The organism is Microbacterium cucumeris, assembly GCF_058349845.2.
In genome coordinates, this window is the sequence record NZ_JBYRIZ020000004.1 from 191,335 (window position 1) to 209,806 (window position 18,472).

17 protein-coding genes are annotated in these 18,472 nt (G+C 70.6%); 14 read left to right on the top strand and 3 right to left on the bottom strand.

The window, feature by feature from the left end; genetic code table 11:
• Positions 1 to 21 precede the first annotated feature (21 nt).
• Complete coding sequence (locus AC3RXZ_RS12565) at positions 22 to 609, bottom strand: HhH-GPD-type base excision DNA repair protein (protein WP_491494252.1); 588 nt, start codon at positions 607 to 609, stop codon at positions 22 to 24.
• Positions 610 to 671: 62 nt separating this feature from the next.
• Positions 672 to 1,967 (bottom strand): glutamyl-tRNA reductase, encoded by a 1,296-nt coding sequence (locus AC3RXZ_RS12570; RefSeq protein ID WP_491494253.1) that lies wholly within the window; start codon positions 1,965 to 1,967, stop codon positions 672 to 674.
• A gap of 74 nt (positions 1,968 to 2,041) precedes the next feature.
• Between AC3RXZ_RS12570 and hemE the strand changes: the two genes are divergently transcribed.
• From hemE to AC3RXZ_RS12625, 11 genes are all read left to right on the top strand, one after another.
• Positions 2,042 to 3,064, top strand: coding sequence for a uroporphyrinogen decarboxylase (gene hemE, locus AC3RXZ_RS12575; protein ID WP_491494254.1), 1,023 nt, complete (start codon positions 2,042 to 2,044; stop codon positions 3,062 to 3,064).
• Positions 3,061 to 4,566: a protoporphyrinogen oxidase gene (gene hemG / locus AC3RXZ_RS12580; protein WP_491494255.1), complete on the top strand. Its 1,506-nt coding sequence runs from the start codon at positions 3,061 to 3,063 to the stop codon at positions 4,564 to 4,566. Before hemE ends, hemG begins: the two co-directional genes overlap by 4 nt.
• 147 nt (positions 4,567 to 4,713) lie before the next feature.
• Positions 4,714 to 5,133 (top strand): hypothetical protein, encoded by a 420-nt coding sequence (locus AC3RXZ_RS12585; protein WP_243229393.1) that lies wholly within the window; start codon positions 4,714 to 4,716, stop codon positions 5,131 to 5,133.
• 1 nt (position 5,134) lies between these two features.
• A complete protein-coding gene (locus AC3RXZ_RS12590; protein WP_243229395.1) occupies positions 5,135 to 5,542 on the top strand; it encodes a phage holin family protein in 408 nt (135 codons plus the stop codon).
• On the top strand, positions 5,529 to 5,804 hold the full coding sequence (locus AC3RXZ_RS12595; RefSeq protein WP_491494256.1) for a hypothetical protein: 276 nt from the start codon (positions 5,529 to 5,531) through the stop codon (positions 5,802 to 5,804). Before AC3RXZ_RS12590 ends, AC3RXZ_RS12595 begins: the two co-directional genes overlap by 14 nt.
• Positions 5,805 to 5,876: 72 nt before the next feature.
• Positions 5,877 to 6,554: a hydrogen peroxide-dependent heme synthase gene (gene hemQ / locus AC3RXZ_RS12600; RefSeq protein WP_491494257.1), complete on the top strand. Its 678-nt coding sequence runs from the start codon at positions 5,877 to 5,879 to the stop codon at positions 6,552 to 6,554.
• 7 nt (positions 6,555 to 6,561) lie between these two features.
• Entirely contained in the window at positions 6,562 to 7,554 is a 993-nt protein-coding gene (gene hemC / locus AC3RXZ_RS12605; protein ID WP_491494258.1) for a hydroxymethylbilane synthase, read from the top strand.
• Positions 7,554 to 8,351, top strand: coding sequence for a uroporphyrinogen-III synthase (locus AC3RXZ_RS12610; protein ID WP_243229402.1), 798 nt, complete (start codon positions 7,554 to 7,556; stop codon positions 8,349 to 8,351). Before hemC ends, AC3RXZ_RS12610 begins: the two co-directional genes overlap by 1 nt.
• Positions 8,348 to 9,325: a porphobilinogen synthase gene (hemB, locus tag AC3RXZ_RS12615; RefSeq protein ID WP_491494259.1), complete on the top strand. Its 978-nt coding sequence runs from the start codon at positions 8,348 to 8,350 to the stop codon at positions 9,323 to 9,325. Before AC3RXZ_RS12610 ends, hemB begins: the two co-directional genes overlap by 4 nt.
• Before the next feature lie 57 nt (positions 9,326 to 9,382).
• A complete protein-coding gene (hemL, locus tag AC3RXZ_RS12620; RefSeq protein ID WP_491494260.1) occupies positions 9,383 to 10,711 on the top strand; it encodes a glutamate-1-semialdehyde 2,1-aminomutase in 1,329 nt (442 codons plus the stop codon).
• Positions 10,712 to 10,804: 93 nt separating this feature from the next.
• Positions 10,805 to 11,254, top strand: coding sequence for a hypothetical protein (locus tag AC3RXZ_RS12625; RefSeq protein ID WP_243229407.1), 450 nt, complete (start codon positions 10,805 to 10,807; stop codon positions 11,252 to 11,254).
• Between the two features lie 3 nt (positions 11,255 to 11,257).
• Here the strand turns inward: AC3RXZ_RS12625 and AC3RXZ_RS12630 are convergent, their stop codons facing one another.
• Positions 11,258 to 13,330 (bottom strand): ABC transporter ATP-binding protein, encoded by a 2,073-nt coding sequence (locus AC3RXZ_RS12630; RefSeq protein ID WP_491494261.1) that lies wholly within the window; start codon positions 13,328 to 13,330, stop codon positions 11,258 to 11,260.
• 100 nt (positions 13,331 to 13,430) lie between these two features.
• Here AC3RXZ_RS12630 and AC3RXZ_RS12635 point away from each other — a divergent pair, with 100 nt between their 5' ends.
• The 3 genes from AC3RXZ_RS12635 to AC3RXZ_RS12645 all read left to right on the top strand — a co-directional run bounded on the left by AC3RXZ_RS12635 (position 13,431) and on the right by AC3RXZ_RS12645 (position 18,463).
• Positions 13,431 to 14,489: an enoyl-CoA hydratase/isomerase family protein gene (locus AC3RXZ_RS12635; protein ID WP_491494262.1), complete on the top strand. Its 1,059-nt coding sequence runs from the start codon at positions 13,431 to 13,433 to the stop codon at positions 14,487 to 14,489.
• 153 nt (positions 14,490 to 14,642) lie between these two features.
• Positions 14,643 to 16,370: an ABC transporter ATP-binding protein gene (locus AC3RXZ_RS12640; protein ID WP_243229412.1), complete on the top strand. Its 1,728-nt coding sequence runs from the start codon at positions 14,643 to 14,645 to the stop codon at positions 16,368 to 16,370.
• A complete protein-coding gene (locus tag AC3RXZ_RS12645; RefSeq protein WP_243229414.1) occupies positions 16,367 to 18,463 on the top strand; it encodes an ABC transporter ATP-binding protein in 2,097 nt (698 codons plus the stop codon). The genes AC3RXZ_RS12640 and AC3RXZ_RS12645 overlap by 4 nt, the downstream gene beginning before the upstream one ends.
• The last annotated feature ends 9 nt before the right edge of the window (positions 18,464 to 18,472 follow it).

The following is an 18,472-nucleotide window of genomic DNA, read 5'->3' on the forward strand; positions in this document are numbered from 1 at the left end:
TCAACCCTGCCCCGTCACGCATCAACGCTCCTTCGTCGCATTGATCCGTGACGCGGCAGCCTTCATCGCCTTCTTGTGCTCGCGCACCTTGGTGAGCGACTCCGGAGAGACGATGTCGGCGACGCTGCGGAACGAGCCCTCCTCGCCATAGGGAGCGGATGCCTCGCGCCAGCCTTCGCCGGTGAAGCTGTACTGCTTGCCCAGCAGCGCCAGGAAGATCTTCGCCTTCTGCTCGCCGAAGCCCGGCAGCGCCTTCAGACGCTTGAGCACCTCGGCTCCCGTGGGCTCCCCCTCGGTCCAGAGCGCAGCGGCGTCCCCGCCCCAGTCGTTCACCAATGTCTCGCACAGCGTCTGCACCCGCGCGGCCATCGATCCGGGGAACCGGTGCACGGACGGCGTCTGCTTGAACGCCTCGAGGAAGGCATCCGGATCCATGTGCGCGATGGTCGCGGCATCCGCGGCTCCCGTGCGCTGCTGGATCTTGAGCGGACCGGCGAACGCGGTCTCCATCGGGACCTGCTGGTCCAGCAGCATCCCGACGAGAAGAGCGAGCGGGTTCTCGGTCAGCAGGGTGTCGGCGGCGGTGTCTCCGGTGATGTGAAGGGCCATGGTTCCATGGTGACATGCCTTGAACGAACGGCTGAGCCCTCGCAGCACCGCGCATCGGCGAGTCAGGCGGTCGCCGACTCCTCGGATGCCGGGGCGGCGGGGGCGATCCCGTAGAGCGTCTCCAACGCGGCCGCGAACTCGTCGGCACGGCCGTCGGCGGCGAACTCGTGCGCGCGCACGGTCGGGGTGTGCAGCAGCACGCCGGCGAGGTGCCGCAGCGACTGCTCGACGCGGCCGTCCTCGTCTCCGCGCGCCCTGGCGCGGTCGATCTCGGCTTCGAGCAGGGAGAAGATGTGCGAGCGCATGGCGACCACTGCCGGCGTCGCGCTCTGCTGGCGGCCGACGACATGGAACGTGTCCGCCGCTTCGCGCACGACGCTGCGTGCGGCATCCGTGGCCTGCAGCTCCTCGAGCGGTGCGTGCAGACGGATCGTCTCCAGATCCAGCAGCGCGACGCCCTCGAGCTCCGCGACGGCGGGGTCCACGTTGCGCGGCATCCCGAGGTCGATGACGAGCTGGGAGTGCGGACCGACCGGGCATCCGACGGCCACCGGGCCGGTCGGCGCCTGCAGCTGCGCCGGTCCGAGCACGGGCTCCGTGGCGGTCGTGCAGGTGATGAGCAGCGTCGACCGCGACGCGACGCGGGCGTAATCGGCGTCGGAGACCGCGGCGATGTCGTGCTTCTTCGCGAACAGCTCGGCGCGGCCCGACGGCGAGTGCACCGAGATGTTCGTCGCGCCGCGCTCGCGCAGGGTCGCGAGGGTCACGGCGGCATACGCGCCCGTGCCGACCAGCAGCACGCGCTCGGCCGACCAGTCGGCGATGCGGCTGTCCGCCAGTTCGAGCGCCAGGCGCACGAGCGAGCGGCCGGCGCGGCCCAGGGCGGTGACGTTCTTGACCTTGCGCTGCGCCTGGCTCGCGCGCTGGAACAGGCGCTCGAGCTCGGGCGAGGTCGTGCCCTCCTTGCGCGCGGACGTCAGCGCGCGGCGCACCTGACCGGCGATCTCGCCCTCTCCGGGGACGACGGACTCGAGCCCCGAGGCCACCGCGAACAGGTGCTCGGCGACGCGGCGCCCGGAGTGCACGGCGTACGAGCCCTCCAGGTCGGATGCCGGGATGCCGGCGGACTGCTCGATCGCCTCGAGCACCGCCTCGACGCCGACGGCTCCCGCTGCGGTCACCGGCTCGTCGATCTCGACGTACGCCTCGAATCGATTGCACGTGGACAGCACCACGGCCCCCTGCACGCACGGCGCGATGCGCAGAAGGTTCGGCGCGACGTCGTCAGGGGTGCGGCTCAGTCTTTCGAGCATGTCGAAGGAGGCGGTCTTGTGACTCGCCGTTACGCACAGCAGCACAGAGAGATTCTACGCCGTGTCGAAAGGAAGGGTTCCCAGGCGGACGCATAGGCCGTGGATGCGAGGATGGAGGCATGCCTGCACCCACCGCCTCGCTGCTGCGCGCTCTCGCCGGAGACCGCCCCGAGACCACCCCTGTCTGGTTCATGCGTCAGGCGGGGCGCTCCCTGCCCGAGTACCGCGAGCTGCGCGTCGGCACCCGGATGCTGGACGCGTGCCTCACCCCCGACCTGGCGGCGGAGATCACCCTTCAGCCCGTGCGGCGCCACGGCGTGGACGCCGCGGTGTTCTTCAGCGACATCGTCATCCCGCTGCGGCTCGCGGGCGTCGACGTCGTGATCGAGTCCGGCCGGGGCCCGGTGTTCGCGGAACCGGTGCGCACGGCCGCCGACGTCGAGCGCATCACGGCCATCGATCCGCAGGACCTCGACACGACCGCGATCGCCGAGGCCGTCCGCATCACCACCGCCGAGCTCGGCGAGACCCCCCTCATCGGGTTCGCCGGGGCCCCGTTCACGCTCGCCGCGTACCTGGTCGAGGGCGGCCCGTCCAAGGAGCATCTGCGCGCCAGGGCCATGATGCACACCGACCCGGACGCCTGGAACCGCCTGGCGGGCTGGCTGTCCCGCATCTCCCGCCGTTTCCTCGAGGCGCAGCGCGATGCGGGGGCCGCGACGGTGCAGCTGTTCGACTCGTGGGCCGGCTCGCTCAGCCCCGCCGACTACCGGACCTTCGTCGCGCCGCACTCGCGGGCGGCGGTCGAGGGCATCGGCATCCCCGTCATCCACTTCGGAGTCGGCACCGGACCGTTCCTGGCCGACATGCGCCTGGGCGGCGTCGCGGACGCCGTCGGCGTCGACTGGCGTCAGACGCTCGACGAGGCCGCCGGCATCCTCGGGCCCGACGTCACCGTGCAGGGCAACATCGACCCGGCGCTGCTGTCGGCGCCGTGGCCGGTTCTCGAGGCACACGTGCACGACGTCCTCGAGCGCGGCCGTGCGGCGCGCGCGCACATCCTCAACCTGGGTCACGGCGTGCCCCCCGAGACGGACCCGGATCAGCTGACGCGCATCGTCGAGCTGGTGCACGGCTCATGAGCGAGCATCCCGAACCGGAGCTCGCGGAGCGGGCGGCCGAACGGCACGTCGTGGTCGTCGGGGGCGGTGTCGCGGGCCTCGTCGCCGCTCGCGAGTGCGCGAAGGTCGGGATGCGAGTGACGCTGCTGGAGGCGTCCGACGCTCTCGGCGGTGCCGTGCGGCGTGCCGAGCTCGACGGCGTCGTCCTGGATGCCGGGGCGGAGAGCTACGCGACGCGGGGCGGGCACGTCCGAAAGCTCGTGGCCGAACTCGGTCTCACGGAACGTGTGCAGTCGCCCGCGACCGGAGGGGCGTGGCTGGCGGGAGTTCCCGGCCAGGAGCCCGCCCCGTTGCCGATCGGCGGGATCCTGGGGATCCCGGCCAACCCGTTCGCCGACGATGTGCGCCGCGTCATCGGCTGGCGCGGGGCGTGGCGGGCGTACGTGGATCGCCTGCGACCGCCGCTGACGATCGGCCATCAGCGCAGCCTCGGTCGTCTCGTCGCCTCGCGCATGGGTGCGCGCGTGCTCGAGCGCCTCGTCGCGCCGGTGGTGTCCGGTGTCTATTCCGCGCATCCGGATGATGTCGACGTCGACGTCGCAGCTCCGGGACTCAACGCCGCGCTCACCAGGGTCGGCTCGCTCAGCGGTGCCGTGGACGCGCTGCGCGGTCAGCAGCAGTCGGCGCGCAAGGACAAGGCGCCGGGGTCGGCGGTGGAGGGACTCATCGGCGGTATGGGCACGCTCGTCGACGCCCTGCGCGCGGATCTGGAGAAGCTCGGCGGCGTCGTGCGGACGGGATCGCCTGTCGAGGCGCTTGAGAGCGCGGGCGCCGGGTGGACGGTCGTCGTGCGCCCGGTCGAAGGCGACGAGGATCCGGATGCCGCTGATCCCGGGACTCTCTCCGCGGACTCGGCGGAGCGGCTCGACGCGGATGCCGTGATCGTCGCGACCACCGAGGACGCGGCTCGCGATCTGCTCGCCGGTCATGTCTCCGATCTCGGCGACCGGCAGGCGGCTCCTCAGATCGAGATCGTGTCGCTCCTGCTCGACGCGCCGGAGCTGGATGAAGCTCCGCGCGGAACCGGGGTCCTGACGGTCCCGGGCAGCCACGTCGCCAAAGCGCTCACGCATGCGACCGCGAAATGGGCGTGGCTGCGCGAGGCGGCCGGCGCGCGGCACGTCGTGCGGGTGTCGTTCGGCTCTCAGGGCGAGTCGGCGGCGACCGCCTCCCTGGACGACGAGGCCGCGGCGTCGCTGGCGCTGACGGAGGCGTCGGCCCTGCTCGGTGTCGATCTGTCTCGCGATCAGCTGGTCGGCGCCCACCGTGCGCGTTTCACCCAGTCGCAGCCGGCGTCGCTCCTCGGGGCGGCCGAGCGGCGGGCGGCGTCGCGTGCCGCTGTCGAGGCGGTTCCGGGGCTGGCCGCGGTCGGCGCGTGGCTGTCCGGCACGGGTCTCGCCCAGGTCGTCCCGGATGCCGCGGCCGAGGCCGACCGCATCCGCCGACATCTGCTCTGGGACTGAGGCTAGGCAGGATCCGAAGCCGATCGAAGGGCATCTGTCAACCCCTCGAGCCAGTAGATGCCGAAATCGGCATATGGGGTTACGCTGGTACTCCTGGCCCGCGGTTCGAACGCGTGCGGCCCGACCGGAACAACGTGAGGAGACCCCATGAAGGGGAAGATCGGACTCGTCGTCGGACTCGGCGTGGGTTACGTCCTCGGCACACGTGCCGGACGCGAACGCTACGAGCAGATCAAGACGCAGTGGCTCAAGGTCTGGAACCTCGATCCCGTGCAGGAGCAGGTGACGAAGGTCAAGGCCTTCGTCGGCGAGAAGGCCGCCGCTGTTCCCGGCGCCGTCTGGACCGGTGTCGTGAAGGTCGCCAAGTCCGCGACGGGCCCCGGAACGCCGGGGGAGAAGCTCGACGCCACGATCGCGGCCGGCAAGGACGCGGTCGAGGAGGTCTCGGATGTCGCCGAAGACGTGGTGGAGGCCGCCAAGAAGAAGGCGGAGGCCGCGACGTCCAAGACGTCGGCCTCGTCAGCCTCGAAGCCCGCAGCCAAGAAGTCCTCGCAGAACGGGAAGTGACATGGTCCGCGGATACCGTGACCGCGCGGACGACAGTCTTCTGACCCTGCTCGGGGACCTGCCCGAACTGGTCAGCAATCTCGTCAAAGCCGAGATCGACGCGGCCAAGGTCTGGATCTCGCGCACCGCGAAGGATGCCGGGATCGGCAGCGTCTGGTTCCTCGTCGCGCTCTTCTTCCTGTTCTGGCTGGTGCCGATGATCCTCGTGTTCGCGGTCGCCGGGCTCTCGTCGTGGTGGCCGGTGTGGCTGTCCGCGCTGGCCGTCATCGGCATCCTGATCCTCGCCGTGCTGGTGTTCGCCCTGCTCGGCATCCTGAAGTTCCGCAAGGTCATGTCCCGCGAGAATCCGGGGCAGGCCGTGGCGAAGGACATCCGAATCGTGAAGGACGCCGGCGATGACGAACTCTGAGCAGCAGCTTCCCCGAACCGTCGTGCCCGGCGGGATCGTCGACCCGGTGCAGTCCGCGCGCGCCGAGCTCAAGGCCGCCCTGGCCGCGATCGAGGTCAAGGGCAACGTGCCGCGCCGTCTCGAGAAGGCGTCGCAGCGGGCCGCCGTGAAGGCTCGAGCCTTCGCCGATCGCAACCCCGTCGGAGCGATCGCCGCCGCCGTCGGCCTCGCCGCGGTCGCGGGTTCGCTCGTCTGGGCCATCGCGCGCGCCCTGTCCCGCTGATCCGGGCGGGCCTTCGGCCCTCGCCCCTGTCGCGCATTAGCGATGCCCGGGGGAAAGGGGCAGACTGGAATCATGTCCGATGCGCTCGAAGAATCCCCGTCCGGCTTCACCCTCTGGGCGGTGTGGCGCCGCAACCCGGACGCCCCGGTCCTCGAGAGCGACGCCACGGAGCTCGAGACGATCGCCGAGCACATCGAGGATTCCGGCGTCACGATCCGGGGCTTCTACGACGTCTCCGGGCTCAAGGCCGACGCCGACCTCATGGTCTGGCTGCACGGCGACACTGCCGAAGAACTGCAGAGGGCGCTGCGTCGCCTCCGCCGCACCGAGCTGCTGCGCTCGCTGCTGCCGGTGTGGAACGTCATGGGCGTTCACCGCGACGCCGAGTTCAACCGCCGGCACGTCCCCGGGTTCCTCCGCGGCGTCGAGCCGAAGGACTGGCTGTGCCTGTATCCGTTCGTGCGCACGCCGGAGTGGTATCTCGCGCCCGAGGAGGAGCGGCGGGCGATGCTCGCCGACCACGGCCGCAAGGGCGCCGCGTTCACCGGTGTGATCGCCAACACCGTCGCCGCGTTCGCGCTCGGCGACTACGAGTGGCTGCTCCCCCTGGAGGCCGACGACGTCACCGAGCTCGTCGACCTCATGCGCGATCTGCGCTACACCGACGCCCGTCGCTACGTGAAGGAGGAGGTCCCCTTCTACACGGGACGGCGCCTCCGGTACGACGAGATCGCGGACGTGCTGCAGTAGGCCGGCCATGAGGACTCCGATCCGCCTCGGCACCCGTCGAAGCGCCCTCGCCCGGGCGCAGTCCGGGCACGTCGCCGCCGCCCTCGAGCAGGTCTCCGGACGCCCGGTCGAGCTGGTCCCCATCGTCTCGGAGGGCGACACGAATCGCGCCTCGCTGTCGGAGATCGGCGGGATGGGCATCTTCGCCACGCGCCTGCGCGAGGCTCTGCTGGCCGGCGAGTGCGACTTCCTCGTGCACTCGCTGAAGGACCTGCCGACCGCGATCCCCGACGGCCTCGTGATCGCAGCGACGCCGCCGCGCGAGGATGCGCGCGATGTGGCGATCACCCGCGGCGGGACGCCGTTGAACGAGCTCCGTCCGGGCTCCTCGGTCGGCACGGGCTCTCCGCGCCGCATCGCCCAGGTCCGTCGCCGCGCTCCGGGAGCCGAGGTCGTGGACATCCGCGGCAACGTCGACTCCCGCCTCGCACGCGTGGAATCCGGCGAACTGGACGCCGTGATCCTCGCCGCCGCCGGGCTCTCCCGCCTCGGCAGCGAGACGCAGCTGCGTCGTGAGGAACTCGGCCTCGCCGAGTGGCCCACCGCCCCCGGTCAGGGGGCGCTGGCCGTCGAGACCCGCGTCGACGCGCCGGCCGAGCTGCGAGAGGCCCTCGCGCGGCTGGACGACCGGGACACCCGGATCGCCGTCACGGTCGAGCGCGGCATCCTGGAGGGTCTGGATGCCGGATGCCAGGCGCCGATGGCCGCGCACGCCGTGGCGGCCGGAGATTCCGTGCGCGTGCGCACGGTCGTCTACGCGCCGGACGGCGGACGCCGGATCGGCCTCGACGTCACGGAAGACCTGAACGGGGGGTATATTCATCTGAACGGCAGTGGCAACGGTGCGGATGCTGCCGATGGTGCGGACCCGATGCACACAGCACGTGAGATCGGGCTGTCTGTCGCCCGTCGGCTGCTCGAACAAGGGGCGGCCGACCTCGTCTCCCGAGAGCATTCCTGATGACCGAACCCGAATCGAAGCATGACAAGCCGCTGGCCGGCTGGCGCGTCCTCGTCCCGCGAGGAGGCCCGTGGGGCGACGGCGTCGCCGCCAGCCTCCGCGCTCAGGGCGCCGTTCCCGTCGTCGCTCCCCTGATCAACTTCGGACCGACCAACGACCAGGAGGCCCTCGACCGGGCGCTCGAGCAGCTCGCGGCCGGAGAGTTCGACTGGCTGACCATCACGAGCGCCACGACCGTGGACGTGCTGTTCGCGCACCGCGCCGTCGTCCCGAAGAAGACCCGGATCGCGGCCGTCGGCGAGACCACCGCCGCTGCTCTCCAGGCCGTCGGTTACGAGGTCGCCCTCGTGCCGGAGAAGGACAACTCCGCCGAGGGGATGGCCGCTCAGCTCATCGCTCTGGAGCCCGAGCCCCGCCGCATCCTCACCCTGCGCAGCGAGATCGCCAAGCCCGTGCTGACCAAGTCGCTCATCAAGGCGGGGCACGACGTCGACAGCGTGGTGGCGTATCGCACGGTCGGCGTCCCGGTCACCGACCGCATCCGCCGTGACGTCGACAGCGGCCGCATCAACGCCATCCTCATCACGAGCGGCTCGGTCGCTCAGCAGGTGCGCGAGCAGTTCCCCGAGATCCCCGATGAGACGCTCATCGCGGCGATCGGTCCCCGCACCGCGAAGGACGCCCGCAAGGCCGGCCTGCCGATCCAGGTCGTCGCGGACAAGCAGACGGTGGACGCGCTCATCGAGGCCGTATCCCACTTCACCCTCCCGCACGCGGCGGACGAGTTCGCACCGTGAGCTTCCCCGACATCCGTCCGCGCCGGCTGCGTCAGTCGGCCGCCGTCCGATCCGTCGTCCGCGAGACCGACGTGCTGCCGCGCCAGCTGGTGCTGCCCATGTTCGTCCGCGAGGGGATCTCGGAGGCCGTTCCGATCCTGTCCATGCCGGGCGTCGTGCAGCATTCGCTGGACTCGTTGCGCCGCGCGGCGGTGGATGCCGCGGAAGCGGGGGTCGGCGGTGTCATGCTGTTCGGTGTCCCGGCCGTGCGCGACGCGATCGGATCGGGAGCGGACGATCCGGACGGCATCCTGAACGTGGCGACCGCGGCGCTGGCAGCCGAGGTCGGGGACGCGCTCGTCGTGCAGACCGACCTGTGCCTGGACGAGTTCACCGACCACGGGCACTGCGGCGTGCTGGCGGAGGACGGATCCGTCGACAACGACGCGACGCTCGACCGCTACACGGCGATGGCGCTCGCCCAGGCCAGGGCCGGTTCGCAGCTGCTCGGGCTGAGCGGCATGATGGACGGTCAGGTCACGGCCATCCGCCGCGCGCTGGACGCCGAGGGCCACACCGACACCCTACTGCTCGGCTACGCCGCCAAGTACGCCAGCGCCTTCTACGGTCCGTTCCGGGAGGCCGTCGACTCGCAGCTGACCGGCGATCGCCGCACCTACCAGCTCGATCCGGGCAACCGGCGCGAGGGGCTGCGTGAAGCGCTCATCGACGAGGCCGAGGGCGCGGACATCGTGATGGTGAAGCCCGCGATGTCGTTCCTGGACGTGCTCCGCGAGGTGCGCGATGCCGTTCATATTCCGGTGTGGGCATATCAGATCTCGGGTGAGTACGCGATGATCGAGGCGGCGGCCGCGAACGGCTGGATCGACCGTCGTGCCGCCGTTCTCGAATCCCTCCTGTCGATCCGCCGTGCCGGTGCGGATGCCGTCCTCACCTATTGGGCGACCGAGGCGGCGCGCTGGCTGTCGCGCTGAGCGCCGTGCGCATCGCGGATTCGACCCCGCATTCCGGACAGAGGAGAAGGACCGCTCATGACCGACCGCAATGACGACCTGTTCGACGCCGCACGCGCGGTGACGCCGGGCGGCGTGAACTCCCCGGTGCGGGCGTACGGCTCGGTGGGTGGCACTCCGCGCTTCCTCGCCTCCGCGGCGGGCGCGACGGTGACGGATGCCGCGGGCGACACGTACGTCGACCTCGTCGCGTCGTGGGGACCGGCGCTGCTCGGTCACGCGCATCCGGAGGTCGTGCAGGCGGTCCAGGACGCCGCGGGGCGCGGCCTGTCGTTCGGGGCGCCGACCGAGGGGGAGGTCGAGCTCGCCGAGCTCATCGTCGACCGCGTGCGCGTCGGCGAGCATGCCCCCGTCGAGCGCGTGCGGCTGGTCTCCACCGGCACGGAGGCGACCATGACCGCCATCCGGCTGGCGCGCGGCGCCACGGGACGCGACCTCCTGGTGAAGTTCGCGGGGCACTACCACGGCCACTCCGACGGACTCCTCGCGGCTGCGGGGTCGGGGGTCGCCACGCTCGCGCTTCCGGGATCCGCGGGGGTGCCGGCGGCGATCGCCGCCCAGACGCTCGTCGTGCCCTACAACGACCGCGCGGCGATCGAGGAGGTGTTCGCCGAGCACAGTGATCGCATCGCCGCGATCATCGTCGAGGCGGCCGCGGCGAACATGGGCGTCGTCGCTCCGGAGCCCGGCTTCAACGCCTTCCTCGCCGACACCGCCCACGCGCACGGCGCCCTGCTGATCCTCGACGAGGTGCTCACCGGCTTCCGCGTGCACCCGGCCGGGTTCTGGGGACTGCAGGCGTCGACCGGTGAGGCGTATCTGCCCGACATCATCACGTTCGGCAAGGTGGTCGGCGGGGGCATGCCGCTGGCGGCGCTGGGCGGCCGCGCGGAGATCATGGATCTGCTCGCCCCCGTGGGGCCGGTCTACCAGGCAGGGACCCTGTCGGGCAATCCGCTGTCGGTGGCCGCCGGCATCCGGACCCTGCAGCTCGCGACGCCCGAGGTCTACGCGCAGGTGGATGCCGCGTCCTCCCGCCTTGCCGAGGCACTCGATGCGGCGCTCGCTTCGGCGGGTGTCGAGCACGCCGTGCCGCGCGCCGGGAACCTCTTCGGGCTCGTCTTCGCCGCACACCCTCCGCGCGACTACGCGGAGGCGCAGGCGCAGCAGGTCTTCCGCTTCGCGCCGTTCTTCCACAGCATGCGGGAGCAGGGCGTCGCGCTGCCGCCCAGCGTGTTCGAGGCGTGGTTCCTCACCGCCGCGCACGACGACGCGGCGCTCGCACGCATCGAACACGCGCTCCCGGCCGCCGCGCGAGCCGCGGCCGCCGCGACCGCGGCGTCCTGACCTGGGCCGTCCCCGGAGGCCTCACCAGGATCGTTGTCGTCCTGTGAGCAAGTCGCAGACATCTCGCAGGAGGACGCTGGCAGACTGTGAAGCATGGTGACGTTGCTGCTGGATCAGACGCAGCTCGAAGTCGTGCTCTCACCCGTCGAGCGCGCCGCGACCTTCCACCGTGAGAACATCCGGGTGGCGCGCGACACCATCACGAAGGTCCAGCTGACCGACGACGCCTGGACCTGGCTGCGCGGCGTGCCCGGCCCGGGAACCCACATCCCCGGCATCCTCGCCGCGGGCACCTGGAAGGGCGCCGGCACCACGGACTTCGTTCTGATCCGCCGACGCCGTCCGAGTGTCGTCATCGACCTCGAGGGCGACGAGCAGTACCAGCGGCTCATCTTCACGACGCGGCACGGGCTCGCGCTCACGCAGGCGCTCCGCCTGGACGTGACGGAGGAGCTCGCCGACGTCACCGACATCGTCGCGACCGCACCCACTCCGGTCGTGAAGGGCAAGAGCCGGCCGGTGATCCGACCTCGACCGGTCTGACCGTCAGTGCTGAGGACGCTCCTCGTGGGCGTCCTCAGAGTCCGCGTCCATCACGTCGCGGAAGAACTCCTCTGCCGCGTCGGTCTCGCCGCCGGGCACGGAGGTGATGACATCGGATGCCGTGCCCTCCGTGTCCCCGCCATGACCGTCCTCGGGACCGTCGACGCTCTCCGCGGGCTCGTCGGTGAGGACATCGTACGAGGTCTGCTCGGTGCGCTCCGCCTCGCTCGTCTCGCCGGCCTCGACTGGCCCCTCGGCGTCGTGCTCGCTCCGCGCCTCCTTCGAGTGCTCGTCGGATGCTGCGGGGTCACCGTGGTCGGTGCCGGCGTCCGACGTCGCAGAATCGGGATCCGTCGTCGCGTCGTGGTCCTCGTCGGCGGCCTCGGCGTCGTCGTGCCCGTCGAGGTGCTCGCTGTCGGCGCCTTCGCGTCCTTCGTCGGGCTCGCTCTCGGTGCGAGCGTCCTCGGAGTGGTCGATGTCGGTGTCGTGCGCGGGCACGGGATGCTCGGACGATCCGTGCGCCTCGGCATCCTGCGCGGCCTCGGGCCGCGCGTCGTCGGGCGCGGCCTGCTCGGACTCGGCCACGTGCTGCTCGTGCGCGGACTCGGTGTACTCGGGCTCGGCGGCGTCGAACTCGTCCGGGCGGCCGATCGCACCGTCGACGGACTCCGACGGCGAGGGAAGTGCGTCGTTCGGGGCGGCCTCTTCGGGGGCCGCGTGCTCGGGCTGCGCTTCGGCATCGCCGTCCGCCGGCTCCTCGGAACCGTCGACGGGGCGACCGGAGATCAGGGCCGCCCAGGCGTCGGAGACCACCGGGACGGGAGCGGTGTCATCGGGGGCCGCCAGTCCGGCCGCGGCAACGGCGAGCCCCGCGGCTCCGGGCAGCGGGCGGTCATCCGCCGCCGACACCGGCGCGAACGCGTCGAGTGGAGCGGACTCATCCGCTGCGACCTCGTCCTCGTCGCCGTCGGCGGTCGCCGCGGGGGGCTCCGCTGCGACCGCCTCGTCGACCTCGGCGGTCTCATCAGCCGCCTCAGCGACGGCGGCGGTCTCGTTCGCCGCGTCGGGCTCGTCCGGAGCGCTCTGTGCGGAGAGATCCTCGACCGTGGCAGGAGTCTCGGTGGCGCCGGCGAGGGGGAGGGCCGTCGTGACGTCGGCGGGCTCGGGCTTGCGCAGCTGCACCGGCCGGTCGTTGACGAGGTCGAGGAAGACGTCCTCGAGCGTCGGGCCGCGCTGCTGCAGGGTGGTCAGCGCGACACCGGCGCGCGCGGCGACGGCGCCGATGGTCTTCGCGTCGCTGCCGCGCACCGTCAGGCCGGAACGGAGGACCTCGAAATCGAAGCCGGCCGAGGTCAGGGCGCCTGTCAGGCTGCCGCGGTCCACGGCATCCACGACGACCGGGCCCGCGGACGGGTCGGCAAGGGACGCGAGCGACCCGGCGAACTTGCGCTGTCCGCGCGAGATGACGAGGATCTCGTCCGCGACCTGCTCGACCTCGCTCAACACGTGGGACGAGACCAGAACGGTGCGCCCCTCGTCGGCGAGACCGCGGATGAGCATGCGCATCCAGCGGATCCCCTCGGGATCGAGGCCGTTGGCCGGCTCGTCGAGCACGAGGGCGCCGGGGTCGCCGAGCAGCGCGGTCGCCGCGCTCAGGCGCTGGCGCATGCCGAGAGAGAGGGTGCCGATGCGGGAATCGGCCTCTCCGTCCAGTCCCACGAAGGAGACGACCTCCGCGACCCGCGACAGCGAGACGCCGTTCGCCTTCGCGGCGAGGACGAGGTGACGCTCGACGGTGCGACGCGGGCGGAAACCGGGGTCCTCGTGCATGGCGCCGATGACGCGGGCGGGATGCTTCAGCTCGGCGAACTGCGCTCCGCCGATGGTCGCGGTCCCCGAGGCCGGACGGATCTGTCCCAGCAGCATGCGCAGCGTGGTCGTCTTGCCCGCGCCGTTGGGTCCGAGGAATCCCGTCACGACACCCGGCTCGACCCGTCCGGAGAAGTCGGAAACGGCGGTCACGTCGCCGAAGCGCTTCGTCACGCGGTCGAACTCGAGCACCTGTCCGTCGGGCATCGGGACCTCTCTTTGTTGGGCAGTCCTCTCTATCTTGTCGGAAATCGCGGAAAATCGTGCATTATCTGGGCCGAAGGCGTCAGCGGGTAACGTGGCCTGCGTGACCGATCAGCCCGCAGCATCCCGAGTCCTCGTCCGCACCGAGGGGGCGCTCGGGCGGATCACCCTGAATCGTCCGGAGGCGATCAACGCCCTCGATCTCGGCATGATCCGTGACATCACACGGGCGCTCGAAGCCTGGAAGACGGACACCGACGTGCAGATCGTCCTGCTGGACGGCGAGGGCCGCGGACTCTGCGCCGGCGGGGACGTGCGTGCCCTGTACGACCAGATCCGCGCGGGTCGTCCCGAGGAGACGGCGGAGTTCTTCCGCGCCGAGTACGCGATGAACGCGCTGATCGCCGAGTACCCGAAACCGCTGGTGGCCTTCGCCGACGGCATCACGATGGGCGGCGGGATCGGTCTCGCCGGACACGCGGCGATCCGCATCGTCACGGAGCGGTCCCGGCTGGCGATGCCCGAGACCCGGATCGGCTTCACGCCCGACGTCGGCGGCACCTACCTGCTGGGGCGCGCACCGGGCAGGCTGGGCGAGTACCTCGCGCTCACTGGGCGCACCCTCGACGGGGCGGATGCCGTGTACGCCGGCCTCGCGGATCACTACGTGCCCTCCGAGAACCTCGATGCGCTGCGCGAGGCGCTGGCGTACCGGGCGGATCCGACCGGTCCCGCCGAGCTCGTCCTGCTTTTCGACGAGACCCCCGAGCCGTCCGCGCTCCGCGAGGAGCGCGCGTGGATCGACGAGGTGTTCTCCGCCGACTCGGTCGGCGAGATCCTGCGCCGGCTCGCCGAGCGGTCCGAGCCCGCGGCATCCGAGACCGCCGACCTGCTCGCCGAGCTCGCGCCCACCGGGCTCGCCGTGACGCTCGAGGCCGTGCGCGAGGCGCGCGAGGGCGACCTGCGCGCCGCGCTGACCGGGGAATACCGCCGCGTGCTGTGGTTCGTGCACCACCATCCCGATCTCGTCGAGGGCATCCGCGCGCAGCTGGTCGACAAGGACCGCAGCCCTCGCTGGCAGCCGGCGACGATCGCGGAGCTGGCTCCGGATGCCGCGGCCGGCGCGCGCTCGTTCGTCCCGCCGCGGGCCCTCTTCGACTGAGGCCGCCCTTATCTGCATCCGGTGCAGATATCGCCCCCGATCAGCCGATCGTTCGCCCTGAGCGGATATTCGGGATCGGGCATAGGCAATGTCCGCGGGGCGTGGCACTCTATCTGATGGCCGAATCCGGCCGTTGCTCAGAAGGAATCCTCCATGCTCGGAAAACTCCTGTTCCGCTATCTCTCGAAATACTGGCCGCTGCTGGTCGGCGTCCTCGTCTTCCAGTTCGTCAGCGCGCTCGCCACGCTGTATCTCCCGCGCCTGAACGCGGACATCATCGACAAGGGTGTCGCGCAGGCCGACACCGGTTACATCTGGAGCACCGGGGCGTTCATGCTCGCGGTGTCGCTGGGCCAGATCCTGGCCTCCATCATCGCGACGTTCTTCGCGGCGCGCGCGGCCATGAGCCTCGGCCGCGACATCCGTGCGGACGTCTTCTCCCGGGTGAGCAGCTTCTCCGAGCGCGAGGTCTCGCAGTTCGGTGCCGGCTCCCTCATCACCCGCAACACGAACGACGTGCAGCAGGTGCAGATGCTGGCGATGATGGGGGCGACGATGTTCGTCACGGCGCCCCTGCTCGCGATCGGCGGCATCATCATGGCCGTGCAGCAGGACGTCGGGCTGAGCTGGCTGATCGCCGTCTCGGTTCCGGTGCTGCTGATCCTGGCCGCACTGATCATCGGCCGCATGGTCCCGCTGTTCCGGCGCAACCAGGCCAAGCTCGACAACGTCAACCGCATCATGCGCGAGCAGCTCACCGGCGTCCGCGTCGTGCGCGCGTTCGTCCGCGAGGGCATCGAGGAGGAGCGGTTCCGCGAGGCCAACACGGACATCATGATCCTCGGTCGCAAGATCGGATCGCTCTTCGTGCTGCTGTTCCCGCTGTTCATGCTGATCCTCAACGTCACGGTCGTCGCCGTGATCTGGTTCGGCGGCATCGAGATCAACAACGGAACCGTCGAGGTCGGCACGCTGTTCGCCTTCATGCAGTACATCGGTCAGATCATGGGCGGTGTCATCATGGCCAGCTTCATGGCGATCATGATCCCGCGCGCCGCCGTCTCGGCCGAGCGCGTCGGAGAGGTGCTGGACGTCGAGTCCACCATGGTGCGTCCCGAGAACGGCGTGACCGAGTTCCCGACCCCGGGCACGGTGTCCTTCCACGACGTCGAGTTCACCTACCCCGGCGCCGAAGCGCCAGTGCTCACCGGCATCGACTTCCGCGCCGAGCCGGGCGAGACCGTCGCGATCGTCGGGTCGACCGGATCGGGCAAGACCACGCTGGTGTCGCTCATCCCGCGACTCTTCGACGTCACGGGAGGCGTCGTCCGCGTGGGCGGGACCGACGTGCGCGACGCGGACGTCGAGAAGCTCTGGGACAGCATCGGGCTCGTCCCGCAGCGTCCGTTCCTGTTCACGGGAACCGTGGCCTCCAACCTGCGCTACGGCCGCGAGGAGGCCACCGACGAGGAGCTCTGGAAGGCTCTCGAGATCGCTCAGGGACGCGACTTCGTCGAGGAGATGCCCGACGGGCTGAACTCGCGCATCGCGCAGGGCGGCACCAACGTGTCCGGCGGACAGCGCCAGCGTCTCGCGATCGCGCGGGCCATCGTGCACCAGCCCAAGGTCCTGGTGTTCGACGACTCGTTCTCGGCGCTGGACCTGACGACGGATGCACGACTCAGACAAGCACTGTGGAGAGAACTGCCGGAGGTGACCAAGATCGTCGTCGCACAGCGCGTGTCCACGATCACGGACGCGGATCGCATCGTCGTCCTCGACGGCGGCACCATGGTCGGCGTCGGAACGCACGAGGAGCTCCTCGCGTCGAACGACACCTACCGCGAGATCGTCGAGTCGCAGCTGGGGGTGGACGCATGAGCACGCCCGAACAGCTGACCGCCGACGAGCAGTACGAGGCCGAGCTCGCCGAACAGGCGCGCCAGAACTCCGGCGACTGGGACGCCGTCGCACCCGGGAAGGCCGACAACTTCGGCAAGAGCTTCGGCCGCATGATCGGCCTGCTCAAGCCGTCCGCCCTGTGGTTCGTCTTCGTGTCGATCCTCGGCGCGATCGGCGTCGTCCTCACCGTCGCGGCCCCGAAGGTGCTCGGCGAGGCGACCAACATCATCTACGAGGGCTTCATCTCGAAGACCCTCGGCGATGCGGGCGTCCCGGCCGGCACGTCGCAGGAGCAGATCGTCGAGATGCTCCGCGCGCAGGGTCAGGACGACTTCGCCAACATGGTGGCCGCGTTCAGCGACTTCGAGGTCGGTGCGGGCATCGACTTCGAGCGCCTGCGCTGGATCATCATCGCGGTGCTGGCGATCTACGTCGGCGCGGCGCTGCTGACCTGGATCCAGGGCTACGTCATCAACGTCATCATGGTGCGCACGATGTGGCGCCTGCGAGAGGACGTCGAGGCGAAGATCAACCGCCTGCCGCTGTCGTACTTCGACAAGGTGCAGCGCGGTGAGCTGATCTCGCGGGTCACGAACGACATCGACAACATCACGCAGACGATGCAGCAGTCGCTCTCGGGCGCGCTGACGTCGATCCTCACGGTCATCGGCGTGCTGTGGATGATGTTCTCGATCTCGTGGCAGCTCGCGCTGGTGGCGCTGGTCGCCCTGCCGCTCATGGGTGTCATCTTCGGCGTCATCGGTCCGCACTCGCAGCGGGCGTTCGGGACGCAGTGGCGCAAGGTCGGCCGACTCAACGCCCGCGTCGAGGAGGCCTTCTCGGGTCACGCCCTGGTCAAGGTCTTCGGCCGTGAGCAGGATGCGCTGGACAAGTTCCAGGTCGAGAACGAGGAGCTCTACCGGGCGGCGTTCAAGGCACAGTTCCTGTCGGGCATCATCATGCCGGCCATGACCTTCGTCGGAAGCCTCACCTACGTCGGCATCGCGGTGCTCGGCGGGCTCATGGTGGCCAGCGGACAGCTGCGGCTCGGCGACGTGCAGGCGTTCATCCAGTACTCGCAGCAGTTCACGCAGCCGCTGAGCGAGCTGGGCGGCATGGCGGCGGTCGTGCAGTCCGGCACGGCGTCGGCGGAGCGGGTGTTCGACTTCCTGGACGCCGACGAGCAGGACCCGGACGGCGACGACGCGGCGAAGATCGCGGACGGCAAGGGCGTCATCGAGTTCGAGAACGTCTCGTTCTCGTACACGCCGGAGCGACCGCTGATCACCGACCTGTCCTTCCGGGTGGAGCCGGGGCAGACCGTCGCGATCGTCGGACCGACCGGTGCGGGAAAGACGACCCTCGTCAACCTCATCATGCGCTTCTACGAGCTGAACTCGGGACGCATCCTGCTGGACGGACAGGACATCGCGCACCTCACCCGTTCCGATCTGCGTTCGCGCACCGGCATGGTGCTGCAGGATCCGTGGCTGTTCGCCGGGTCGATCCTGGAGAACATCCGGTACGGCCGGGCGACGGCGACGGACGAGGAAGTGCTGGCGGCGGCGAAGGCCACCTACGTGGACCGCTTCGTGCACGCGCTGCCGGACGGTTACGAGACGGTCCTCGACGAGGACGCCTCGAACGTGTCGGCCGGTGAGCGCCAGCTGATCACCATCGCCAGGGCGTTCGTGTCGCAGCCGTCGATCCTCATCCTGGACGAGGCGACGAGCGCGGTCGACACCCGTACCGAGCTGCTGCTGCAGCACGCGATGGCGGCCCTCCGCCAGGGCCGGACCTCGTTCGTGATCGCGCACCGCCTGTCGACGATCCGCGATGCCGACCTCATCCTCGTGATGGAGCACGGCGACATCGTCGAGAAGGGCACGCACGACGAGCTCATCGCGGCGCAGGGCGCGTACTGGCGGCTGTACCAGTCGCAGTTCGAGCAGGCCGCGACCGACATCGACGCCGAGGAGGCGATGACCGCGTCCACTCCCGTGGTCGTCACCGGCGAGGCGGAGGATGCCGCGGAGGGCGAGCCCGTCGAATCCGAGTCCGAACAGGCCTGACCGCAGTCC

Bases quoted from the DNA above. Each gene is read 5' to 3' on its own strand.
- hemG (WP_491494255.1), top strand. From the start codon at position 3,061: ATGAGCGAGCATCCCGAACCGGAGCTCGCGGAGCGGGCGGCCGAACGG.
- AC3RXZ_RS12625 (WP_243229407.1), top strand. From the start codon at position 10,805: ATGGTGACGTTGCTGCTGGATCAGACGCAGCTCGAAGTCGTGCTCTCA.
- AC3RXZ_RS12595 (WP_491494256.1), top strand. From the start codon at position 5,529: ATGACGAACTCTGAGCAGCAGCTTCCCCGAACCGTCGTGCCCGGCGGG.
- AC3RXZ_RS12590 (WP_243229395.1), top strand. From the start codon at position 5,135: ATGGTCCGCGGATACCGTGACCGCGCGGACGACAGTCTTCTGACCCTG.
- hemC (WP_491494258.1), top strand. From the start codon at position 6,562: ATGAGGACTCCGATCCGCCTCGGCACCCGTCGAAGCGCCCTCGCCCGG.
- hemL (WP_491494260.1), top strand. From the start codon at position 9,383: ATGACCGACCGCAATGACGACCTGTTCGACGCCGCACGCGCGGTGACG.
- AC3RXZ_RS12640 (WP_243229412.1), top strand. From the start codon at position 14,643: ATGCTCGGAAAACTCCTGTTCCGCTATCTCTCGAAATACTGGCCGCTG.
- AC3RXZ_RS12565 (WP_491494252.1), bottom strand. From the start codon at position 609: ATGGCCCTTCACATCACCGGAGACACCGCCGCCGACACCCTGCTGACC.
- hemE (WP_491494254.1), top strand. From the start codon at position 2,042: ATGCCTGCACCCACCGCCTCGCTGCTGCGCGCTCTCGCCGGAGACCGC.
- AC3RXZ_RS12630 (WP_491494261.1), bottom strand. From the start codon at position 13,330: ATGCCCGACGGACAGGTGCTCGAGTTCGACCGCGTGACGAAGCGCTTC.
- AC3RXZ_RS12610 (WP_243229402.1), top strand. From the start codon at position 7,554: ATGACCGAACCCGAATCGAAGCATGACAAGCCGCTGGCCGGCTGGCGC.
- AC3RXZ_RS12585 (WP_243229393.1), top strand. From the start codon at position 4,714: ATGAAGGGGAAGATCGGACTCGTCGTCGGACTCGGCGTGGGTTACGTC.
- hemQ (WP_491494257.1), top strand. From the start codon at position 5,877: ATGTCCGATGCGCTCGAAGAATCCCCGTCCGGCTTCACCCTCTGGGCG.
- AC3RXZ_RS12645 (WP_243229414.1), top strand. From the start codon at position 16,367: ATGAGCACGCCCGAACAGCTGACCGCCGACGAGCAGTACGAGGCCGAG.